Genomic DNA, 20718 nt, shown 5'->3' with positions numbered 1-20718 from the left:
TCCTTTTTCCTGGGGGGTTGTGGCGTTTTCCCTGGCCCCCCCCCCCCCCCCCCCCCCCCCCCCCCCCCCCCCCCCCCCCCCCCCCCCCCCCCCCCCCCCCACGCCGTGCGCCGAGCCGGGTCAGGCCAGGCCCAGCGACGATGTCACCTTCCGGGCCAGCGCCACCGAGTAGCTCTGGCCCCGGTCCTGGGGGTAGATCTGCGCCATCGTCGCCAGCGTGACCCGGCTCATCGGGGTGTCGTGCGGCGGGATCAGCGCCCGGTACCCGGGCGTCACCACGGGCTGCGCGAACCCGGCCTTCGAGAAGTGCCAGTTCTTGATCCAGGAGGCGTCGAACTCCGGGTTGATCCGCCGCAGATACGGCAGGTACGCGGTCAGCAGCTCGCCCGGCTCGGTGGTGAACCGCCAGTCGTCGCGCTCGACGTAGTTGCCGACGTAGAGGACGTGCCGGCCGCCGTACACCGACGGGTCGATCATCCGGGTGTGCTCGACCACCGCGAGGAAGGGAAAGTCCGGCTCGTTGACGTTGAGCCAGTAGTACGGGATGACGCTGCGGTCCAGCTCCAGCACGAAGCAGGTCGCGCCCAGGTACTGGTTCTTCCACAGGCGGTCGTCGGCGGGCAGTCCGGCCGCCTTCGCAAAGGCGGGCTGCGGGACGGTGACGATCAGCCGGTCGAAGTCGTAGCGGGAGCCGTCCGCGCACCGGACCACGGCGGTGTCGCCGTCCTGCCGTATCGCCTCGACGGTCTTGCTGAACTCCACCTTGCCGCCGCGCTCCTCGACCCCGTCCCGCAGCGCCGCGTACACCCGCTCGAACCCGCCGTCCACGTAACCGAGTTCGAAGGTGCGGCAGTGGATGCGGGCCCACAGCCAGGCCATCGACACCTGCTCGGCGCGGTCGCCGAACTTGCCGCGCAGCAGCGGCTCCCAGATCGCCGCGGTCGCCCTCCGGCCGGCCCACCTGCGCAGCCAGGCCAGCGCCGTCAGGTCGTTGAACCGCTCGCCGTCGCGGACCGCCTTCAGCACGGCCGACGACCCGGCGAAGCGCACCGCGTCCAGCGGGCCGAACTCCGGGAAGCGCAGCATGTCCAGGGGCGTGGTGAAGTCGATGAGGCGGCCGCCCCGGTAGATGCCGGTGGCCGGCTTGTGGAAGCGCAGCGCGTCGCCGAGCCCCAGCTCCCCGATGAGCGCGATCATGTCCCGGTCGCTGCGGAAGATGTGGTGGTAGAACCGCTCCAGCGCGGCGCCGCCCACCTCCAGCGAGGCCGCGAGGCCGCCGAGTTCGTCCGCCGCCTCCAGCACGGTGACCCGGTGCCCGGCGCGCACCGCGTCCCAGGCCGCGGTCAGGCCGGTGGCACCCGCGCCGATGATGCCGAGATTCATGCGAAGCTCCACTTTCTGTTGAGCACGAACTGCAGCGCCAGGACCGGCACCAGCGAACCCGCCTTGACCAGGTCGGCGTCGATGCCCAGCGCGTCGGTGAACACGAGGAAGAGCAGGTTCGTCAGGACGATCCCGGTCAGTCCCACGGCGTAGAAGCGCAGGAAGCGGACGACGATCCGGTCGCGCCGCTCGAAGGTGAACAGGGCGTTCAGCACGAAGTTGTTGGCGATGCCGAGCGTGGTGGAGAGTGCGTTGGCGACCTGTTCGTCCAGCCCGGCGAGGTTGTGCAGCAGCAGGAAGGCCCCGAAGTCCAGCGCGACGCCGCTGCCGCCGATCAGGGTGTAGCGCAGCAGCTGGCGCAGGGTCTGGGGCGGGGCGGCCTCAGCGGTGGTCATCGTCGCCGCCGATCACCTCGCGCACCAGGTACAGCGGCCGTCTCTGCGCCTCGCTGTAGATGCGTCCCACGTACGCGCCGATGACCCCCAGCGACAGCATCTGCGTGCCGCCGAGGAACAGCAGGACGCACATCAGCATCGTCCAGCCGGAGACGGTGATCTCGGGCCGGAAGAACTTCATCGCCAACGCGTAGAGGATGCCGGCCAGCGACAGCGCCAGGACGACGAAGCCGAGCCGGGTGATCATCTTCAGCGGGGCGGTGGAGAAGCTGGTGACGCCGTCCACGGCGAGGCGGGTCATCTTGCGCAGCGGGTACTTCGTCTCGCCCGCGAACCGCTCGTCGCGGTCGAAGACCACCTCGGCCTGCCGGTAGCCCATCGAGGCGACGATGCCGCGCACGAACCGGCTGCGCTCGCGGTACCTGCGCAGCTCGTCGGCGACCCGCCGGTCCAGCAGCCGGAAGTCCCCGGTGTCCAGCGGGATGTCGACCTCGGTGGAGGCGCGCAGGACGCGGTAGTACAGGTGCGCGGTGGCCCGCTTGAACGCGGTGTCCTGCCGGGTGCGCCGGCGCGCGTGCACGATCTCGGCGCCGGCCCGCCAGGCGTCGACCAGTTCGAGGCTGACCCGCGGCGGGTCCTGCAGGTCGGTGTCCATCACGATCACCGCGTCACCGCGGGCGACGTCGAGGCCGGCGGTGATGGCGATCTGGTGGCCGAAGTTGCGGGCGAGGTCGACCACCCGCACCCGGCGGTCCTCGCCCGCCAGGTCTCTCAGCAGGGCGAGCGAGCCATCGGTGGAGCCGTCGTTGACGTAGACCAGCTCGGCGTCGAGGTCCGGGCGGGCCGCGAGCGCGGCGGCCAGCTCGGCGTGGAAGGCGGCGACGCCGTCCTGCTCGTTGAAGACGGGCAGGACGTAGGAGACCAGTGGTCGCCGGGCGGGCCCCGGCCCGGCGGGCGCGGGCGCGACGCGAGCCGGGGCGTGGGCGGGCGGGCGTATGTCCTGCTGGGTCATCGCGGACCGTCCGCCGGGCCGCACGGTACGGAGGAGATTGCTGTATGCGCCATTCGGGGAAGCTATGGAGCCTTCGTTAACCGCGCCCCAACGTCCCGCGTCGGAATGCGGTCTTCCCCGTAGAGCTTCCCTTTCTTTCCCTTCTCTTTTCGCTCTCTTTCCGCCTCAGCGCCGTACCGCCTTCCGCAGCGCGCGGGCCCGGCGGACCACCCGGCGTGCGGTGGCGTTGCGGGGGAGGAAGGCGAGCCGTTGCGGGATGCCGCCCGGCAGCCCGAGCGAGGTGAGCCGCTTCTTCTTGAAGTAGCGCAGGGTGCGCGGGCCGAGGTGCCGCGACAGATAGCGCTCCGCCTCCGCGCGCCGGCCCGGGTGGAGCTGCGGCTGCATGGTGAAGCCGACCGCGGTGACCAGGTCGTTCAGCGTGTCGCCGGGGACCGGGTCCTCGCCCTCGCGGCCCGCCAGATCCGGCACCAGCGCGTCGGCGAGCACGGCCGGCACCCGGTTGCTGTTCTGGTACGGCGTCAGGCGCTCGAGCAGCGGCTCGGTGCCGACGCGGGCCACCGGCAGGCCGTAGAACGCCGACGCGGTGAACAGCGCGGTGGAGAAGCAGCCGACGACCAGACCGGGCGGCGACTGCGCGAACAGCAGCTCGGCGAGGACGGGCATGTCCAGCACGGTGAGCTCCACGCCCAGCTTCTCGGCCTCGGCCTCCAGGGCGCGGCTGTAGCGGGCGGGCGCGCTGGGGTGCGGTTTGAAGACGATCGAGCGGTGGCCGCGTTCGGCCGCGCCCCGCGCCATCCGCACGTGCAGGTCCTCCTCCTCCTGCGGGGTGAGGATGTTCAGCGCGGAAAGGTACTGGCCCAGCAGCAGCGCCGAGCCCTCCGGCAGCACCGGCAGGCCGGTGACGGCCGCGCTCAGTTCGGTCAGCGTCTTCAGGAACGCGGCCGTCGGCACCACCTGCGGCTGAACGCCGAACTCGGTCAGCAGCATCGGCGTCAGGCCGGGCACCAGGTCCAGGTGCAGCAGCCGGCGCACCCGCGTGCCGATCAGCGGGTCGAGCTTGTTGCGGGTGGGGCCGTAGCTCATCAGGCCGTCGGCGTAGACGTCGATGGGGGCGTCGGTGAACAGCTGGGCCACCGTCTGCGCGGGGGCGACCTGGAGGGACTCCACGACCAGCTCCACCCGGTCGTCGCCCAGACCCCACAGCAGCCGCAGGTAGCGCTCGAAGAGCGGGACGTCGTCCGGGCGGGGGACCCAGGCGCCCGGGTGGAACGGGTGGATGGCCTCGTTCCAGGACAGCACGGCGTCGAAGTGGCCGCGCAGCGGCTCGAAGCCCGGCATCTCGTCGAGCGCCGGGGTGGTCTCCGGGATCGCCGAGGTGTTGAACACCAGCAGCACTTCGCGGTCCGCCTCGGGGAAGCAGTCGGAGTCCAGCGCGGCGGCCAGGGTGGCGGCGCCGTACAGCGTGGAGGCGCAGTAGATCCGGGTGGTACGGGACATCAGGCAGCCGCCTTCGCTGTGGTGATCCGGCGCCGCAGCCGCCGCAGCCTGGCGGAACGGCGCAGGTCCATGGTGTCGAGCACGTCGCCGAGGGCGTCCTGCGGCATCCGCTGAATGGCGGCCGCGGTGAGCGACCGCAGCTGCTTGGCGACGGCCGGCTCCCACTTGGACTCGTCGGAGAGGTGGTGATCGATGATCGCGCAGTAGGTCCGCACCGCCTTCGGCAGCAGCCGGGCGGCGTCCGGGTCCGCCGCGGTCTCCTCGATCACCTGGTCGAAGGCGCGGATGAAGTCGAGCTGGCGGGCGTCGCCGATCTGGGTCAGCGAGGAGGCCACCCCGCGCCGGTAGAACACGCCGAGCAGGCTCACCACGGCGAACGACTCCGCCTCGCGGTGCAGTTTCCAGATCCACGGCCGGTCCTCGGCGGTGCGCAGCCCGTCCGTGAAGTGCAGCAGGCCCCGCTCCAGCAGCCGCCGGTGGTAGGCGCCGGCCCACGCGTAGGCGTAGTCGACGGAGGTCGTGCGGTTGGCCGGCAGGATCGCCTCGCGCGGGTCGAGCACCTCCCGGCGGCGCCCGTGCGGGACCCGGTGCACCGTCCGCGCGCGGGCGGTGGCCTGCACGTGGTCGGTCCGGACGAAGTCGCAGCCCAGTTCCTCGATCGCGTCGACCAGGCGCGTCAGGTAGCCGGGGGCCAGCCAGTCGTCGCCGTCCAGGAACGTCAGGTACTCGCCGCGCGCCGCGTCCAGGCCGGTGTTGCGCGCGGTGGCGAGCCCTCCGTTCTGCTCATGACGGACGAGGCGCACCTGGGCGACCCCGGAGAGTTCCTCGGCCGCACGCTCCAGAATGGCCGGAGTTTCGTCCGTCGAACGGTCGTCGACCAGGATGAACTCGAAATCCGGGCGGGCGTTCAGGCGAAGACTTCTGAGGGTGTCCGGCGCGTATTGCTGGACGTTGTAGAACGGCACGATCACGGAAAGCTTTGGCACCCGAGAAACCCTAGGAGGGTGCCCGGCTGCGGAACTTTCCGGTGGGCGTACAGGGGATGAACTCGACGTGTCGGAATGGTGCATCCCGTGTTCTTGAGCGCGTTTGACGAGCCAGTTCGGTTCCAGGCGGGCTGTTGTTAACTCTTTGTTGAGATGTGGTTGGGCCATTCCTGGGAATTGCTTCCTAGCGTCTTCGTCGTGCCACCAAGTACACCGAAGCCCACGCGAATCGCCGTGCTCGCGGACTCAGACACCCGCTGGAAATGGGGTGCCCTGACCGCGGCGCGGATCGCCCCGGGCCCGACCATGGAAACCGCCTCGGCAGACGGGGCGCAAGCCGGCCCGGAGCTGGACGGGTTCCTGCTGCGCGGCCGGTCCACGCCGACCGCGCGCCAGCTCGCCGAGGTCGGCGTGCGCGCCGACTCGCTGCGGGAGGTCACGGCCGTCGAGTTCCTGCGCACCATGGCCGAAGAGGAGTACGACGTCGTCGTGCTCGCCCTCGTCGGCGGCGGCGTGCAGGCGGTGCTGCACGGCCTGAAGCGGGTCTGGGAGGGTCGCGCCAGGCGTCCCGTCGTCGTCACCGGCTACGTCGGCGTCGTCTACGAGAAGCTCGCCGACGGTCTGCTGCTGCGGCACGGCGCGGACCTGGTGCTCGCCAACTCCCGCCAGGACGCGGAACGTTTCCGCGCGGTCTACGAGGGAGTGGGCGCCGACGCCTCGTCGGTGACGGAGGTGGCGCTGCCGTTCCTCGGCGGAGCCGCCTACGACGGCGGCCGCGACTCGGCCGCGGAGCCGGAACACCGGCCGCACACCGTGGTGTTCGCCGCCCAGCCGTCCGTGCCGGACAACCGGCGGGACCGCACCTACCTGCTGGAGCGGCTGGTCCGGCACGCCCGCCTGCACCCCGAGCGCGAGGTGCTGCTCAAGCTGCGCTCCAAGCCCGGCGAACACACCACCCACATCGAGGAACTGCCCTACCAGAAGCTGGCGCAGCGGTTCGAGCTGCCCGCCAACTTCCGCCTGGTGTACGGCAACATGGGCGAGGTCCTGGACCGCACCGACCTGCTGGTCACGATCAGTTCGACGGCCGCGCTGGAGTCCCTGCACCGCCGCATCCCGACCGTGGTCCTCACCGACCTGGGCGTGCGCGAGGCGCTCGGCAACCACCACTTCGTCGGATCCGGCTGCCTCGCCTCCTGGGACCAGCTCGACGCCGGGCACCGGCCGGAGGCCGACCAGGAGTGGGTGGCACGGCAGGGCGTCGCCTCCGGCGGAGGGGCGTACGCCACCGCCTTCGACGCGGCCCGCGAGCGCGTCGCCAAGCTGCTCGCCCAGCCCGCCGGGCTGCCCCCGCTGACCCCGTACTACACGCCCGCGACGGCGCCCGGCTACCTGCCCGGCATCCTCGCCCGCCACCACCTCGGCCCGGACGGCAGCCCGCTGCCCGGCGCGCCCGCCGCCGACCGCGAGCCGGGCCCGGTCCGGCAGATCGTGCGCCGCGCGGCGCGCGGCGCCTACCGGCACGGGGTGCAGCGCGTGGCGCCCGTCATCCGGCGGATGGGCGAGCTGTGAGCCGCCCCACCGGGCGGGCCGTGAGCCGCCCCACCCCATCCCGAGGAGCAGAACCCATGTCCAGTCCGCAAGCGGGACACGGCGCGACGGTGCGCCGGGTGCTCGCGGTGATCCCCGCGCGGGGCGGCTCCAAGGGCGTGCCCGCGAAGAACCTCGCCCCCGTCGGGGGCGTGCCGCTGGTGGCGCGGGCGGTGCGCGAGTGCCGGGCCGCCCGCCTGGTGACGGACGTCGTGGTGTCCACGGACGACCAGGCGATCGCCGCCGCCGCCCGCGAGGCCGGCGCCGAGGTCGTGCTGCGGCCCGCCGCCATCGCCGGCGACACGGCGACCTCCGAGGCGGCCGTGCTGCACGCCATGGACGCCCACGAGGCCCTGCACGGGGCCCGCGTGGACGCGGTCCTGCTGGTGCAGTGCACCAGCCCCTTCCTGGTCCGCGAGGACATCGACGGGGTGGCCGGCGCGGTCGTCCACAACGGCGCCGACACCGCGGTGACCGTGGCGCCGTTCCACGGGTTCGTCTGGCGCGACGCCGACGACGCCGTCGACCCCGTCGAGGCTCTCGACGCGGCCGGTCCGTCCGGCGCACGCGGCGGCTACGGCGTCAACCACGACAAGTCCTACCGCCCGCGCCGCCAGGACCGCCCCCAGGACCTGCTGGAGACCGGCGCCGCCTACGCGATGGACGCCGCCGGCTTCCGCGAGCACCGGCACCGCTTCTTCGGCCGCACGGAACTGGTGCGGACCGACCCCGCGCGGGTGCTGGAGATCGACGACCCGCACGACCTGGCCCGCGCCCGCGCCCTCGCGCCGCTCTTCGACGCGGAGCGGCCCGGCGCGCTGCCGGCCGCCGACGACATCGACGCCGTCGTCCTGGACTTCGACGGCACCCAGACCGACGACCGGGTGCTGATCGACGCCGACGGAAAGGAGTTCGTCTCCGTGCACCGCGGGGACGGGCTGGGCATCGCCGCCCTGCGCAGGAGCGGGCTGAAGATGCTGATCCTCTCCTCGGAGCAGAACCCGGTCGTCGCCGCCCGGGCCCGGAAGCTGAAGCTCCCGGTCCTGCACGGCATCGACCGCAAGGACCTCGCCCTGAAGCAGTGGTGCGAGGAGCAGGGCATCGCGCCCGAGCGCGTGCTCTATGCCGGAAACGACGTCAACGACCTCCCGTGCTTCGCCCTCGTCGGCTGGCCCGTGGCGGTCGCGAACGCCCACGACGTCGTGCGCGGCGCCGCACGCGCGGTCACCACCGTCCCCGGCGGTGACGGCGCGATCCGGGAGATCGCCAGCTGGATCCTCGGCCCCTCTCTCGATTCCCTCGACAAGTAAGGAAAGTCCCCGCCATGAGCACCCACTCCCGTCTGCGCACGTTCGGCTCGCGTGAGGTCGGCCCGGGCCGCCCCGTCTACATCTGCGGCGAGATCGGCATCAACCACAACGGCGACCTGGACAACGCCTTCAAGCTGATCGACGTGGCCGCCGAGGCCGGCTGCGACGCCGTGAAGTTCCAGAAGCGCACCCCCGAGATCTGCACCCCGCGCGACCAGTGGGACATCGAGCGCGACACCCCCTGGGGCCGGATGACGTACATCGACTACCGCCACCGGGTCGAGTTCGGCGAGGACGAGTACCGGCAGATCGACGAGTACTGCAAGGAGAAGGGCATCGACTGGTTCGCGTCCCCGTGGGACACCGAGGCGGTCGCCTTCCTGGAGAAGTTCGACCTGCCCGCCCACAAGGTCGCCTCCGCCTCCCTCACCGACGACGAGCTGCTGCGCGCCCTGCGTGGCACCGGCCGCACGGTCATCCTGTCCACCGGCATGTCGACGCCGCGGCAGATCCGCCACGCGGTGGAGGTGCTCGGCAGCGACAACATCCTCATGTGCCACGCCACCTCGACCTACCCGGCGAAGGCCGACGAGCTGAACCTCCGCGTGATCAACACGCTGGAGAAGGAGTACCCGAACGTCCCGATCGGCTACTCCGGCCACGAGACGGGCCTGCAGACCACGCTGGCCGCCGTCGCCCTCGGCGCCACGTTCGTCGAGCGCCACATCACCCTCGACCGCGCCATGTGGGGCTCCGACCAGGCCGCCTCCGTCGAGCCGCAGGGCCTCACCCGCCTGGTGCGCGACATCCGCACCATCGAGGCGTCCCTCGGCGACGGCGTCAAGAAGGTCTACGACTCCGAGCTCGGCCCGATGAAGAAGCTGCGCCGCGTCTCCGGCGTGGTCGCCGAGGCGGAGATCGCCGCCGCCGCGGGCGAGCCGGTCGCGGTCTGACGGTCCGGGCGACACCAACCAGGGGAACGGTCACACGCCGATGAGCCGCCGCGCCGGATCCGCCGGCCACTCCACTCTCGCGTTCGTCGAGAGCCCGGTACAGCTGCTGAACGTGCTGGAGTGGGCGCACGCCCACGCGCCCGGCGCGGAGCTCACCCTCGTCGTGCTGTCCCCGACCGACCCGATGACCCGCGGCCAGTTGCGCCGGATGGCCGAACTCGCCCGCGAGGAGGGCCACGAGGTCCGCTGGGAGGAGGCCAGGGGCGGCCCGGCGGCCCCGTTCCAGACGATCGGCGGCCTGGCCGGCCTGCTCCGCCGCGCCGACCGCATCGTGCTGGGCGACCCCTTCTCCCGGTACGTGCAACTGCTGCTGACGATCACCAGGGCCCCCGCCCTCGTCGTGGTGGACGACGGCACGGCCACCATGGAGTTCGTCGCCCAGCTCGCCCGTGGCGAACGCCTGGTGCGCTGGCACCGCAAGGGCGGCCGCCCCGGCCCCCGGGACCTGCTCTTCGCCCCGGTCTCCTCCTCGGCCCGCCGGCGCCTGACGCCGGGCGGGAACCGTCAGGTGGAGATCTTCTCCGCCATGCCGGTGGACGAGCGGCCGGACGGGGTGACGGTGACGGCGAACGACTTCGCCTGGACCCGCGCCCGCTTCGGCCCGCCCCGCATCACCAAGGGCGCCGACATGGTGGGCACCTCCCTGGTGGAGACCGGCGTGGTCGACGCCGGGCGCTACCTGGAGGCGGTGCGCACCCTGGCCAAGGCGCACGGCGCCACCCGCTACTTCGCGCACCGGCGCGAGAGCACCGAGAAACTGCACCGGCTGGTGCTGGAGACCGGCCTGGAGGTCGTCCGCCCGGACCTCCCACTGGAGCTGATCGCCCGCCGCGGCCCGGTCGGCCGCACGATCCTCAGCTTCCCCTCCACGGTCGTCCACACCCTGCCCCTCGCCCTGGCCGGCACCCCGGTCCGGGTCGCCGTCTGCGACATAGACCCGGCCTGGCTCACCGACCGGGCCTCCCCCCGGGCCCAGGGCTTCCTGTCCGGCGTGACGGACACCGCCCGCGACGTCCACCGCCTGTCGGCCGTCACCGCCGTCTGACCCGACACGCGGCCCCCGCCCCACCCCGGCCCGGTTCGGCGGTCAGTGCGGTGTGGGCGTGGGCGGCTTGCGGGCCAGTACGAACGCACGGGGGCGGGTCTCCTCGCCGTCCGGCTCGCGCAGCGCGCGGGTCGTCGGGCGCAGGCCCGCCGAGGCCAGGTGGCGGGCCACCGTCTCGGGTGTGCGCCAGTAGTAGTCCAGGCCGATCTCCCGGCCGAAGCGCTCGGTGAGGCGCATCCGGCCCTCCTCGTCGCCGGACTGGAAGCCGAGCAGCACGTGCCCGCCGGGCATCAGCACCCGGTGGAACTCGGCGAACGCCCTCGGCAGGTGCTCGTCCGGCACGTGGATGACCGAGTACAGGGCGAGGACCCCGCCCAGCGTCTCGTCCGGCAGGTCCAGGCGCAGCGTGGAACCCACGTGGAAGCGCAGCTCCGGATGCGCCTGGCGGGCCAGCGCCACCATGCGCGGCGAGACGTCCACCCCGAAGACCGGCACGCCGAGCGCGTGCAGCCGCGCGGTGACGTGCCCGGGGCCGCTGCCGACGTCGGCGACCGGAGCCGTTCCGGCGGCCCGCACCAGCTCGGCGAAACCGGTGAACAGCGCCCGGTCCAGGGGGTGGTGGGCCAGGCTGTCCGGGTGCAGCTCGGCGTAGGTGTCGGCGATCTCGTCGTACGAGGTCCGGGCGGCGTGGATGAAGTCGGGGGTGTCGTCGTTCACGGGGCCGGACCCTAGCCCCGGCGCCCGGCGCGTGTCCGGCGGTTCACCGGCCCGGCACCGGCTGTTCGCGGGGACCGCCGCGCTCATGGACGCCCGGCGCGGGGGTATGCGGTCACGTGTGCCGGGTGGCTGTGCGCCGTGGCCGTGCGCCGCGTGGCCGTATCCGTGCGGCCCGTGCGGGGGTACCCGTGTGGCGGTGTGCCGTCGGGCCGATCGCCGTGTGGTCGTGCGCGCCGCGTGGCCGGGCCGTCACGCGGTGGGTGACGGTCCCGACAGGTGAACAAACGCGCCGTGCTGGAGCGGAGCGTGGTATGCGTAGAGAAAGGAGTGGTTTACCCACCTCCACCGAATCCCATGCGCCGAGGAACGAGATTTTCTTCGTCTGACGGGCTGAAGTTTGTTGATCGAGGCTCGGTCGGCCGCCCCGGCGTCCTACCCTTCAGAGGGTGAAGCAACTGATGTCACTGGAGTCCGAAGTCGATCTGCCGGCCGCGGAAGCGCTGCTTCCCGGCACGCTGCCCGAGCCGCTGCGTGCCGAACTCATTGCGTTCCGGCGCGACTTGCACATGCACCCGGAGCTCGGCAACCAGGAGTTCCGCACGACCGCCGCGATCAAGGCACGGCTGGAGAAGGCCGGGCTGCAGCCGCGTGTGCTCGCCGGCGGGACCGGACTCGTCTGTGACATCGGCCATTGGACCGGCGACCGCCCCGCGCTCGCGCTGCGGGCCGACATCGACGCGCTGCCCATCCCGGACACCAAGACCGAGTGCGCCTACCGCTCCACCGTGCCCGACCGCGCGCACGCCTGCGGGCACGACGTGCACACCACCGTGGTGCTCGGCGCCGGCCTCGTGCTGGCCGAGCTGCACCGGCAGGGCCGGCTGCCGCAGCCGGTCCGGCTGATCTTCCAGCCCGCCGAGGAGGTGCTGCCGGGCGGCGCCGCCGACGCCATCGAGTGGGGGGCGCTGGAGGGAGTGGGCCGGATCGTCGCCGTGCACTGCGACCCCCGCGTGGACGCCGGCCGGATCGGGCTGCGCACCGGCCCCATCACCTCCGCCTGCGACCGGCTCGAGGTGTCCCTGGACGGTCCCGGCGGCCACACCGCCCGGCCGCACCTGACCACCGACCTGGTCACCGCCGCCGCCCGCGTCGCCACCGACGTGCCCGCGCTGGTCTCCCGCCGCGTCGACAGCCGCAGCGGCCTCGCCGTGACCTGGGGCCGTATCGAGTCCGGCCACGCCCCGAACGTCATCCCGCAGCACGCGGAGCTGTCCGGGACGGTGCGCTGCCTCGACCTCGCCACCTGGCGGCAGGTGCCGGACGTCGTCGTCGCCGCCATCGACGAGGTCGCCAACCTGCACGGCGCCAAGTCGGAGATCAACTACGTGCGCGGTGTCCCGCCGGTGGTCAACGACCAGGCCGTCACCGACCTGCTGCGGCACGCGATGGCCGCCCGGCGCGGCCCGGACGCCGTGGAGGGCACCGAACAGAGCCTGGGCGGCGAGGACTTCTCCTGGTACCTGGAGCACGTGCCCGGTGCGATGGCCCGTCTCGGCGTGCGGCCCCCGGGCGAGCGGACCGTGCGCGACCTGCACCAGGGCGACTTCGACGTCGACGAGTCGGCGATCACGGTGGGCGTGGAGCTGTTCACGGCGGCCGCCCTCCTGGACGCGACGGAACGCTGAACCCCCTCCGAACCCTCTCCGAAGGGACCGCTGAGACCCCTCTGACCTGAGGGGTTCTCCGCGGTCGACGCCGGTTCCAGCCGGTCGACGCCGGTTCCCGCCGGCCCCCGCGACGCCCGCGCGGCCACCCGGCCGGCCCGCGCAATGGGCCGGACGTCCCTGCTCCGGGGACGTCCGGACCCCCGGCGCAACATGTCCGTAAGCCATTTGTGAACAGACCGCAACGGTCGCCGCGGCAGCCGCAGACCCTCAGTTCAGACGCTGTTTGCCTCGAATCGATAACGGCTTCCGGAGAGGTCTCTTTCCGACATCTACGCGCGTTACGATGCCGCGAAGCCGACGCCGCCGGGGCGTCTCGGCTCGGGCACTGGCATGGTGCTCACAACAAGCGCCGACATGGCGCTCAGGTCAGGTGAAGGAGCCTCCCGTGCGCCGGGTAGCCAAGCTTTCCGCTGCGTGCATCGCCACCGCAGCCCTCGCACTGTCTGCCACTGCCTGTGGCAGCACCTCCTCCGAAAACGGCAGCGACAAGTCGTCCTCCTCCTCCGACGGCGGCAAGGGCGGCGTCAAGATCGGCCTCGCCTTCGACGTCGGCGGCCGCGGCGACCGTTCCTTCAACGACTCCGCCGCGCGTGGCGCCGACCAGGCCAAGGCGGAGTTCAAGGGTTCGATCAAGGAGCTGACCGCCAAGACCTCCGACACCGAGGCCGACCGTGAGCAGCGCCTGACCGACCTGGCCGACGCCGGCTACAACCCGATCATCGGTGTCGGCTACGCCTACGCCACCTCGATGACCAAGGTCGCCGCGAAGTACCCGAAGGTCAGCTTCGGCATCGTCGACTCGGTCGTGGACGCCAAGAACGTCGACAGCATCACCTTCACCGAGGAGCAGGGTTCCTACCTGGCCGGTGTCGCCGCGGCGCTGAAGACCAAGAAGGACCACGTCGGCTTCATCGGCGGCGTCGACAACCCGCTGATCAAGAAGTTCGAGGCGGGCTACGTCCAGGGCGTCAAGGACACCAAGCCCAAGGTCAAGGTCGACACCCAGTACCTGAGCCACGGCTCGGACACCTCCGGCTTCGCCAGCCCCGACAAGGGCAAGGAGGCGGCGTCCGGCATGCTCGACAACGGCGCCGACGTGATCTACTCGGCGGCCGGCTCCTCCGGCAACGGCGCGATCGAGGCCGTCAGCGGCGTCAAGGGCGCCTGGGCCATCGGCGTGGACTCCGACCAGTACAACATCCCCGGCCTGGCGAAGTACAAGAACTCGATCCTGACCTCGATGGTCAAGAACGTCGACGTCGGTGTCTACGACTTCATCAAGTCCGTCCACGACGGCAAGCCGCTGACCGGCCTCAACAACTACTCGCTCGCCAAGAACGGTGTCTCCCTGGCCACCAGCGGCGGCTTCATCGACGACATAAAGGCCAAGCTGGACGCGGCCCAGAAGAAGATCGTCGACGGCGACATCAAGGTCAAGACCACCCCGTGACCTGACGGTTCCCGCCGGACCGAGGCTCGGCGAGGGGTGTACGACAAGCCCCCGCCGAGCCATAACAATGTGTCAACTCTACGCGTGTAGCACGGAGTTGCCGCGCTAGCGTCGCCGACGCCTGCCTCCCCTTACGCAGCCCCTTTCCCCGAGGAGAGTGCGCCATCAACGCGTCCAGCCCTCCCGCTGCCGTCGAACTGCGCGGCATCACCAAGCGTTTCCCCGGCGTCGTCGCCAACCGCGACATCGACATCACCGTCCGCACGGGCACGGTCCACGCCCTGTGCGGTGAGAACGGCGCCGGCAAGTCCACCCTGATGAAGATCCTCTACGGCATGCAGCAGCCGGACGAGGGCACCATCACGGTGAACGGCGAGCCCGTCACGTTCCACAACCCCGCCGACGCCATCGCCCGCGGCATCGGCATGGTGCACCAGCACTTCATGCTCGCCGACAACCTCACCGTCCTGGAGAACGTCGTTCTCGGCGCGGAGAAGCTGTACGGCATCGGCGCGAAGGCCCGCGCGAAGATCCAGGAGATCTCGGGCGCCTACGGGCTGAACATACGGCCCGACGTGCTCATGGAGGAACTCGGCGTCGCCGACCGCCAGCGCGTGGAGATCCTCAAGGTCCTCTACCGCGGCGCCAGGATCCTCATCCTCGACGAGCCCACCGCGGTCCTCGTGCCGCAGGAGGTCGAGGCCCTCTTCGACAACCTCCGCGACCTCAAGGCCGAGGGGCTCACCGTCATCTTCATCTCCCACAAGCTGGGGGAGGTGCTGTCCGTCGCCGACGAGATCACCGTCATCCGGCGCGGCACTACCGTAGGCACCGTCGAGCCGCACGCCACCACCACCAAGCAGCTCGCCGAGCTGATGGTCGGCAGCGAACTGCCCACCCCGGCGACCGAGGGGTCCCACGTCACCGACGTCCCGGTGCTGAAGGTGGACGGGCTGAGGCTGACGCAGACCGACCTCGACGGCGTCGAGCGCGTCATCCTCGACCAGATCTCCTTCACCATCCACAAGGGCGAGGTGCTGGGCATCGCCGGCGTGGAGGGCAACGGCCAGTCCGAACTGGTCGAGACGATCATGGGTATCCGCACCCCGGACACCGGCACCATCACCCTCGAAGACGCCGACATCTCCCACCTCCCCACCCGCAGACGCCGCGAGGCCGGCGTCGGCTACATCCCCGAGGACCGCCAGCGCCACGGCCTGCTGCTGGAGGCGACGCTCTGGGAGAACCGCATCCTCGGCCACGTCACCGAGGAGCCCAACTCCCGCGGCGGACTGCTCGACCTCAAGGCCGCCCGCGCCGACACCGAGCGCATCGTCGACGCCTACGACGTCCGTACCCCCGGCATCGAGGTGACCGCAGGCTCGCTGTCCGGCGGCAACCAGCAGAAGCTGATCGTCGGCCGGGAGATGAGCCACTCGCCGAAGCTGCTCATCGCCGCCCACCCCACCCGCGGTGTGGACGTCGGCGCCCAGGCGGCGATCTGGGACCACATCCGCGACGCCCGCCGCGACGGCCTGGCCGTGCTGCTGATCTCCGCGGACCTGGACGAGCTCATCGGGCTCTCCGACACCCTGCGGGTGATGTACCGGGGCCGTCTGGTCGCCGACGCCGACCCCGCCACGATCACCCCCGAGGCGCTGGGCTCCGCCATGACGGGTGCGGCCACCGGCCACCTGGAGCACACGGAGGACGACGTCCGATGAAGAAGCTGATCTCACGGATCGACAAGGAGCGGCTGCTCCTCGGCGTCGCGGCGCCGCTGCTGGCGATCGCCGCCGCCCTCGTCGTCACCACCCTGGTGATCCTCGCCACCGGCAAGAACCCGGGCGACGCCTTCAGCGACATGCTGACCTACGGCACCGCCAGCGACAGCCAGGTCTACATCCTCAACAAGGCGACGACGTACTACCTCGCGGGCGTCGCGGTGGCCATCGGCTTCCGCATGAACCTGTTCAACATCGGCGTCGACGGCCAGTACCGGATCGCCGCCTTCGTCGCCGCCGTCCTCGGCGGCGCGCTCACCGCCCCCGGCTGGATCGCCATCCCGCTGATCATCCTGTGCGCCATGGCGAGCGGTGCGCTGTGGGCGGCCATCGCGGGCGTGCTGAAGGTGACCCGGGGCGTCAGCGAGGTCATCTCGACCATCATGCTGAACTCGATCGCCACCGCGATCATCGCCTACCTGCTGCAGCCCGAGCAGCTCGGCCAGCTGGACAAGGCGGGCACCCTGGTGTCCACCAAGCCGCTGCCGGAGTCGTCCTACTTCTTCAGCTTCGACACCGGCCCGGCCGGCGAGCTGTGGGGCTTCATCGTCGTCGCCGTGCTCGTCGGCGTCGCCTTCTGGTTCGTCCTCGGCCGTACCCGGTTCGGCTTCGACCTGCGCACCGTCGGACTGTCCGAGACCGCCGCCGCGGCCAGCGGCGTCAGCGTGAAGAAGATGGTCGCCACCAGCATGGTCATCTCGGGCGCGGTGGCCGGCTTGATCGGCATGCCGACCCTGCTCAACGACAGCCACCAGTTCAGCAACGACTTCCCGGCGGGCATCGGCTTCACCGGCATCGCCATCGCGCTGCTGGGCCGCAACCACCCGATCGGCATCGCGCTCGGCGCCCTGCTGTGGGGCTTCCTGGAGCGCACCACCAACCACCTGGAGTTCCAGGGCTACGACAAGGAGATCCTCGGCGTCATCCAGGGCGTCATCGTCCTGTGCGTCGTCATCGCCTACGAAGTCGTACGCCGCTACGGCCTCCGGCGCCAGCAGCAGCGCGTGGGCGCCGAACTCGCCGCCCAGGCCGCCGCCCCGACCGTGAAGCAGGAGGTGGCGTGATGACTGCCACGATGACCGACACGCCGCCGCCCGCGGCGCCCAAGACCGACGCCGCGGCCGGCGGCTCCGGCCGGACCCTCGGCCGGGTACTCCTGATCGCCGCGGGTGCGCTGGTCCTCCTGGCCGCGGTCCGCGTGCTGACCGGCGCCGACCAGCTCACCTCCGAGGGCCAGGTCAGCGCCGCGCTGGGGCTGGCCGTGCCGATCGGCCTGGCCGGTCTGGCCGGCCTGTGGTCCGAGCGCTCCGGCGTGGTCAACATCGGCCTCGAGGGCATGATGATCCTCGGCACCTTCGGCGCGGGCTGGATCGGCTGGCAGCACAGCCCCTGGCTCGGCCTGCTGTGCGGGATCGGCTTCGGCGTCCTCGGCGGCCTGGTGCACGCCGTCGCCACCGTCACCTTCGGCGTCGACCACATCGTCTCCGGTGTCGCGATCAACCTGCTCGCGCTCGGCACCACCCAGTACCTCGCCAAGCTGTTCTTCGCCGAGGGCAAGGCGGCGGAGGCGGGCGGCAACCCCAAGCAGTCCCCGCCCGCCGAGTCGCTGCCCAACGTCGACGTGCCCGGCCTCTCGGACGCCCTGCACTCCGTCGAGCAGCACCACTGGTTCCTCGTCTCCGACCTGGCCGGCATCCTCGGCGGCCTGGTCACCGACCTGTCCGTGGTGACGCTCATCGCCGTCCTGCTGTTCGTCGGCAGCTGGTGGCTGCTGTGGCGCACGGCGTTCGGTCTGCGGCTGCGCTCCTGCGGCGAGAACCCGGTCGCCGCGGAGTCCCTCGGCGTCAACGTCTACAAGTACAAGTACGCGGCCGTCGCCGTCTCCGGCGGCCTGGCGGGCCTCGGCGGCGCCTTCCTCGCGCTGGTCACCTCGCACATCTACCTGGAGGGCCAGACCGGCGGCCGCGGCTACATCGGCCTCGCGGCGATGATCTTCGGCAACTGGCGGCCCGGCGGGCTGGCGATGGGCGCGGGCCTGTTCGGCTACTCGGACGCGCTGCAGCTGCGCAACGGCGGTGAGACCGTGCACGCGCTGCTGCTCCTGCTGGTGGTCCTGCTCGCCGTGCTGGCCGGGTGGAAGCTGTACCGCAAGGCGCTGTGGCAGGGCGTGGCGAGCGCCGTCACGGCGGTGCTCGTGCTGGTCTGGTACCTGTTCACCGACGAGGTGCCGAGCGACTTCGTGGGCGCCACCCCGTACGTCGTCACCCTGCTGGTGCTGTCGCTGTCCGCGCAGCGGCTGCGGATGCCCAAGGCGGACGGCATGCGCTACCGGAAGGGCCAGGGCAAGTGACCGCGTCACCCGACGTCGACTGGGAGCGGCTGCGGACGCTGGCCCGGGAGGCCATGTCCCGCGCCTACGCCCCCTACTCGGGCTACCCGGTCGGCGTCGCGGCCCTGGTCGACGACGGACGCACGGTCACCGGCTGCAACGTCGAGAACGCCTCGTACGGGCTCGGACTGTGCGCCGAGTGCGGACTGGTCTCACAGCTGCAGAACACCGGCGGCGGCCGCCTGACGCACTTCACCTGCGTCGACGGCCACGGCGAGATCCTGGTCCCGTGCGGCCGCTGCCGGCAGCTGCTGTACGAGTTCGGCGGCCCCGGACTGCTGCTGGAGACACCCCGGGGCATCCTGCCGCTGTCGGAGATGCTGCCCCAGGCCTTCGGCCCGGACCATCTCACCCAGTAACTCCCGTGCGGCCCCTCCGACAGGTGCGGAGGGGCCGCGCACTTCCTGGAACGTCGGAAGGAACACCATGGCCATGGACGCCATCTCCGTCATCCGCACCAAGCGGGACCGCGGCGAACTCAGCGACGAGCAGATCGACTGGGTCATCGACGCGTACACCCGCGGCGAGGTCGCCGACGAGCAGATGTCCGCGCTCGCCATGGCGATCCTGCTCAACGGCATGAACCGCCGGGAGATCGCCCGCTGGACCGCCGCGATGATCGCCTCCGGCGAGCGCATGGACTTCTCCGCGCTGTCCCGCCCGACGGCCGACAAGCACTCCACGGGCGGCGTCGGCGACAAGATCACCCTCCCGCTGGCGCCCCTGGTCGCGGCCTGCGGAGCCGCCGTGCCCCAGCTGTCGGGCCGCGGCCTCGGCCACACCGGCGGCACCCTCGACAAGCTGGAGTCGGTCCCCGGCTGGCGGGCCCTGCTCTCCAACGAGGAGATGCTGCACGTCCTGGACACCACCGGCGCGGTGATCTGCGCGGCGGGCGACGGCCTGGCCCCGGCGGACAAGAAGCTGTACGCGCTGCGGGACGTCACCGGCACGGTCGAGGCGATCCCGCTGATCGCCTCCTCGATCATGTCGAAGAAGATCGCGGAGGGCACCGGCTCACTGGTCCTCGACGTGAAGGTCGGCACCGGCGCCTTCATGCGGACGCTCGAAGATGCCCGTGAACTGGCCTCGACGATGGTCGGCCTGGGCACCGACCACGGCGTGAAGACGGTCGCGCTGCTGACCGACATGTCCACCCCGCTGGGCCGCACCGCGGGCAACGCCCTGGAGGTCCGCGAGTCGGTGGAGGTCCTCGCGGGCGGCGGCCCGGCCGACGTCGTGGAACTGACCCTCGCCCTCGCGCGGGAGATGCTCCAGGCCGCCGGGGTGACCGACGCGGACCCGGCGAAGGCCCTGGCCGACGGCTCGGCGATGGACGTCTGGCGACGCATGATCACCGCCCAGGGCGGCGACCCGGACGCCCCGCTTCCCACCTCTCGCGAGCAGCACGTCATCGAGGCCCCGTCCGCCGGCGTCCTGACCCGCCTCGACGCCTACGACATCGGCATCGCCGCCTGGCGCCTGGGCGCGGGCCGCGCCCGCAAGGAGGACCCGGTGCAGGCGGCGGCGGGCGTCGAGATGCACGCCAAGCCCGGCGACACGGTGACCGCGGGCCAGCCCCTGCTGACCCTGCACACGGACACCCCCGAACGCTTCGAGTACGCGCTCCAGGCGGTGGAGGGGTCGTACGACATCGCGGCGCCGGGCACGGCGTTCACGGCGTCGCCCGTCGTGCTGGAACGTATCGCCTGACCAGGGGATTGCTTGATCGGGTGAACGGGACCGGTGGACCTGCGCCGGTCCCGTTCGGCATGCTGGGATCGGTGACGCACCGATAGGAGACCGCCATGAGCGCACTCACCGTCAGCCAGGATCCCGACCAGAACTGGGACGACCTCGTCCGGTTCTGGGAGGAGATGGAATGGCCTGAGGGCAGCAAGGTGGAGATCATCGAGGGGATCGTCACCGTGTCACCTGCTCCCGCGTTCCGCCACAACGTGATCGCGGCTCGCATTCAGCGTCGCCTGTACTCAGTGATCCCGGAGGACTGGGAGGTCTTCCAGACCCTGGCGATCGCCGTGCCGTCGCGTCTGGGCATGCTGATCCCCGACCTGGTGGTGACTCCCGTGCCCGACAGACCGGAGGCCGACTCCCACATCTCGGCATCCCTCGCGGAACTCGTGGTGGAGGTCACCTCCAAGTCCAACGCCCGGCAGGACCGCGTCAGCAAGCCCGCTGCTTACGCCACCGCCGGCATCCCGCTCTACCTCCTCGTCGACCGTTGGGCTCCAGGAGGCCCCACCACGACGCTCTACGGTGAGCCCAAGGGCGACGTCTACCGTGTCCTGGGAGCAGTGAAGTTCGGCGACCCCATCCGGCTGCCGAAGCCGTTCGACGTGACGATCGACACGGGGGAGTTCCCGGCCGACTGACCGTCATCACAGCGGCGCCGCCACCCCCGC

The 20718-nt window shown here is 71.6% G+C and carries 18 protein-coding genes; 12 read left to right on the top strand and 6 right to left on the bottom strand.

The annotated features are described in order from the left end of the window. Positions 1–120: 120 nt before the first annotated feature. The 5 genes from ACZ5GT_RS24530 to ACZ5GT_RS24510 all read right to left on the bottom strand — a co-directional run bounded on the left by ACZ5GT_RS24530 (position 121) and on the right by ACZ5GT_RS24510 (position 5273). Positions 121–1383: an NAD(P)/FAD-dependent oxidoreductase gene (locus tag ACZ5GT_RS24530; RefSeq protein WP_469029784.1), complete on the bottom strand. Its 1263-nt coding sequence runs from the start codon at positions 1381–1383 to the stop codon at positions 121–123. Continuing rightward, on the bottom strand, positions 1380–1778 hold the full coding sequence (locus tag ACZ5GT_RS24525) for a GtrA family protein (RefSeq protein ID WP_469029778.1): 399 nt from the start codon (positions 1776–1778) through the stop codon (positions 1380–1382). The genes ACZ5GT_RS24530 and ACZ5GT_RS24525 overlap by 4 nt, the downstream gene beginning before the upstream one ends. After that, a complete protein-coding gene (locus tag ACZ5GT_RS24520) occupies positions 1765–2790 on the bottom strand; it encodes a glycosyltransferase family 2 protein (protein WP_469029774.1) in 1026 nt (341 codons plus the stop codon). Before ACZ5GT_RS24520 ends, ACZ5GT_RS24525 begins: the two co-directional genes overlap by 14 nt. A 165-nt stretch (positions 2791–2955) precedes the next feature. After that, entirely contained in the window at positions 2956–4287 is a 1332-nt protein-coding gene (locus tag ACZ5GT_RS24515) for an alpha-2,8-polysialyltransferase family protein (RefSeq protein ID WP_469029769.1), read from the bottom strand. Beyond that, entirely contained in the window at positions 4287–5273 is a 987-nt protein-coding gene (locus ACZ5GT_RS24510; RefSeq protein WP_469029764.1) for a glycosyltransferase family 2 protein, read from the bottom strand. Before ACZ5GT_RS24510 ends, ACZ5GT_RS24515 begins: the two co-directional genes overlap by 1 nt. A 198-nt stretch (positions 5274–5471) precedes the next feature. Between ACZ5GT_RS24510 and ACZ5GT_RS24505 the strand changes: the two genes are divergently transcribed. From ACZ5GT_RS24505 to ACZ5GT_RS24490, 4 genes are read left to right on the top strand one after another with little or no spacing between them, the layout of a single operon-like run. After that, entirely contained in the window at positions 5472–6845 is a 1374-nt protein-coding gene (locus ACZ5GT_RS24505) for a DUF6716 putative glycosyltransferase (RefSeq protein WP_469029761.1), read from the top strand. Between the two features lie 56 nt (positions 6846–6901). Then, positions 6902–8173: a cytidylyltransferase domain-containing protein gene (locus tag ACZ5GT_RS24500; protein ID WP_469029756.1), complete on the top strand. Its 1272-nt coding sequence runs from the start codon at positions 6902–6904 to the stop codon at positions 8171–8173. A gap of 14 nt (positions 8174–8187) precedes the next feature. Then, positions 8188–9126, top strand: a complete 939-nt coding sequence (locus tag ACZ5GT_RS24495) for an N-acetylneuraminate synthase family protein (RefSeq protein ID WP_469029753.1) — start codon at positions 8188–8190, stop codon at positions 9124–9126. Positions 9127–9166: 40 nt separating this feature from the next. After that, the gene (locus tag ACZ5GT_RS24490) at positions 9167–10231 is read left to right on the top strand and encodes a hypothetical protein (RefSeq protein WP_469029747.1); all 1065 of its coding nucleotides are present in this window, start codon (positions 9167–9169) and stop codon (positions 10229–10231) included. A 42-nt stretch (positions 10232–10273) separates the two neighbouring features. Here the strand turns inward: ACZ5GT_RS24490 and ACZ5GT_RS24485 are convergent, their stop codons facing one another. Continuing rightward, positions 10274–10948, bottom strand: a complete 675-nt coding sequence (locus tag ACZ5GT_RS24485; RefSeq protein WP_469029744.1) for a class I SAM-dependent methyltransferase — start codon at positions 10946–10948, stop codon at positions 10274–10276. Positions 10949–11406: 458 nt separating this feature from the next. Here ACZ5GT_RS24485 and ACZ5GT_RS24480 point away from each other — a divergent pair, with 458 nt between their 5' ends. The 8 genes from ACZ5GT_RS24480 to ACZ5GT_RS24445 all read left to right on the top strand — a co-directional run bounded on the left by ACZ5GT_RS24480 (position 11407) and on the right by ACZ5GT_RS24445 (position 20688). After that, positions 11407–12633, top strand: a complete 1227-nt coding sequence (locus ACZ5GT_RS24480; protein WP_469029849.1) for a M20 family metallopeptidase — start codon at positions 11407–11409, stop codon at positions 12631–12633. Between the two features lie 427 nt (positions 12634–13060). Then, on the top strand, positions 13061–14125 hold the full coding sequence (locus ACZ5GT_RS24475; RefSeq protein ID WP_469029740.1) for a BMP family lipoprotein: 1065 nt from the start codon (positions 13061–13063) through the stop codon (positions 14123–14125). A 197-nt stretch (positions 14126–14322) separates the two neighbouring features. Beyond that, complete coding sequence (locus ACZ5GT_RS24470; RefSeq protein ID WP_469029846.1) at positions 14323–15849, top strand: ABC transporter ATP-binding protein; 1527 nt, start codon at positions 14323–14325, stop codon at positions 15847–15849. Next, the gene (locus ACZ5GT_RS24465) at positions 15846–16973 is read left to right on the top strand and encodes an ABC transporter permease (protein ID WP_469029737.1); all 1128 of its coding nucleotides are present in this window, start codon (positions 15846–15848) and stop codon (positions 16971–16973) included. Before ACZ5GT_RS24470 ends, ACZ5GT_RS24465 begins: the two co-directional genes overlap by 4 nt. Beyond that, positions 16973–18259 (top strand): ABC transporter permease, encoded by a 1287-nt coding sequence (locus tag ACZ5GT_RS24460; RefSeq protein WP_469029733.1) that lies wholly within the window; start codon positions 16973–16975, stop codon positions 18257–18259. Before ACZ5GT_RS24465 ends, ACZ5GT_RS24460 begins: the two co-directional genes overlap by 1 nt. Then, on the top strand, positions 18256–18657 hold the full coding sequence (locus ACZ5GT_RS24455; protein WP_469029728.1) for a cytidine deaminase: 402 nt from the start codon (positions 18256–18258) through the stop codon (positions 18655–18657). Before ACZ5GT_RS24460 ends, ACZ5GT_RS24455 begins: the two co-directional genes overlap by 4 nt. A gap of 67 nt (positions 18658–18724) precedes the next feature. Continuing rightward, positions 18725–20008, top strand: coding sequence for a thymidine phosphorylase (locus tag ACZ5GT_RS24450; RefSeq protein WP_469029723.1), 1284 nt, complete (start codon positions 18725–18727; stop codon positions 20006–20008). A gap of 95 nt (positions 20009–20103) precedes the next feature. Beyond that, complete coding sequence (locus ACZ5GT_RS24445; protein WP_469029720.1) at positions 20104–20688, top strand: Uma2 family endonuclease; 585 nt, start codon at positions 20104–20106, stop codon at positions 20686–20688. Positions 20689–20718: the final 30 nt, after the last annotated feature.

This window comes from Streptomyces sp. NPDC031340 (genome assembly GCF_055569945.1).
This window is presented reverse-complemented; position numbering and strand designations above follow the sequence as displayed.

Excerpts from the sequence above, each read along its gene's own strand:
- ACZ5GT_RS24530 (WP_469029784.1), bottom strand. The coding sequence starts at position 1,383 with ATGAATCTCGGCATCATCGGCGCGGGTGCCACCGGCCTGACCGCGGCC.
- ACZ5GT_RS24525 (WP_469029778.1), bottom strand. The coding sequence starts at position 1,778 with ATGACCACCGCTGAGGCCGCCCCGCCCCAGACCCTGCGCCAGCTGCTG.
- ACZ5GT_RS24520 (WP_469029774.1), bottom strand. The coding sequence starts at position 2,790 with ATGACCCAGCAGGACATACGCCCGCCCGCCCACGCCCCGGCTCGCGTC.
- ACZ5GT_RS24515 (WP_469029769.1), bottom strand. The coding sequence starts at position 4,287 with ATGTCCCGTACCACCCGGATCTACTGCGCCTCCACGCTGTACGGCGCC.
- ACZ5GT_RS24500 (WP_469029756.1), top strand. The coding sequence starts at position 6,902 with ATGTCCAGTCCGCAAGCGGGACACGGCGCGACGGTGCGCCGGGTGCTC.
- ACZ5GT_RS24495 (WP_469029753.1), top strand. The coding sequence starts at position 8,188 with ATGAGCACCCACTCCCGTCTGCGCACGTTCGGCTCGCGTGAGGTCGGC.
- ACZ5GT_RS24490 (WP_469029747.1), top strand. The coding sequence starts at position 9,167 with ATGAGCCGCCGCGCCGGATCCGCCGGCCACTCCACTCTCGCGTTCGTC.
- ACZ5GT_RS24480 (WP_469029849.1), top strand. The coding sequence starts at position 11,407 with ATGTCACTGGAGTCCGAAGTCGATCTGCCGGCCGCGGAAGCGCTGCTT.
- ACZ5GT_RS24465 (WP_469029737.1), top strand. The coding sequence starts at position 15,846 with ATGAAGAAGCTGATCTCACGGATCGACAAGGAGCGGCTGCTCCTCGGC.
- ACZ5GT_RS24460 (WP_469029733.1), top strand. The coding sequence starts at position 16,973 with ATGACTGCCACGATGACCGACACGCCGCCGCCCGCGGCGCCCAAGACC.
- ACZ5GT_RS24450 (WP_469029723.1), top strand. The coding sequence starts at position 18,725 with ATGGCCATGGACGCCATCTCCGTCATCCGCACCAAGCGGGACCGCGGC.
- ACZ5GT_RS24445 (WP_469029720.1), top strand. The coding sequence starts at position 20,104 with ATGAGCGCACTCACCGTCAGCCAGGATCCCGACCAGAACTGGGACGAC.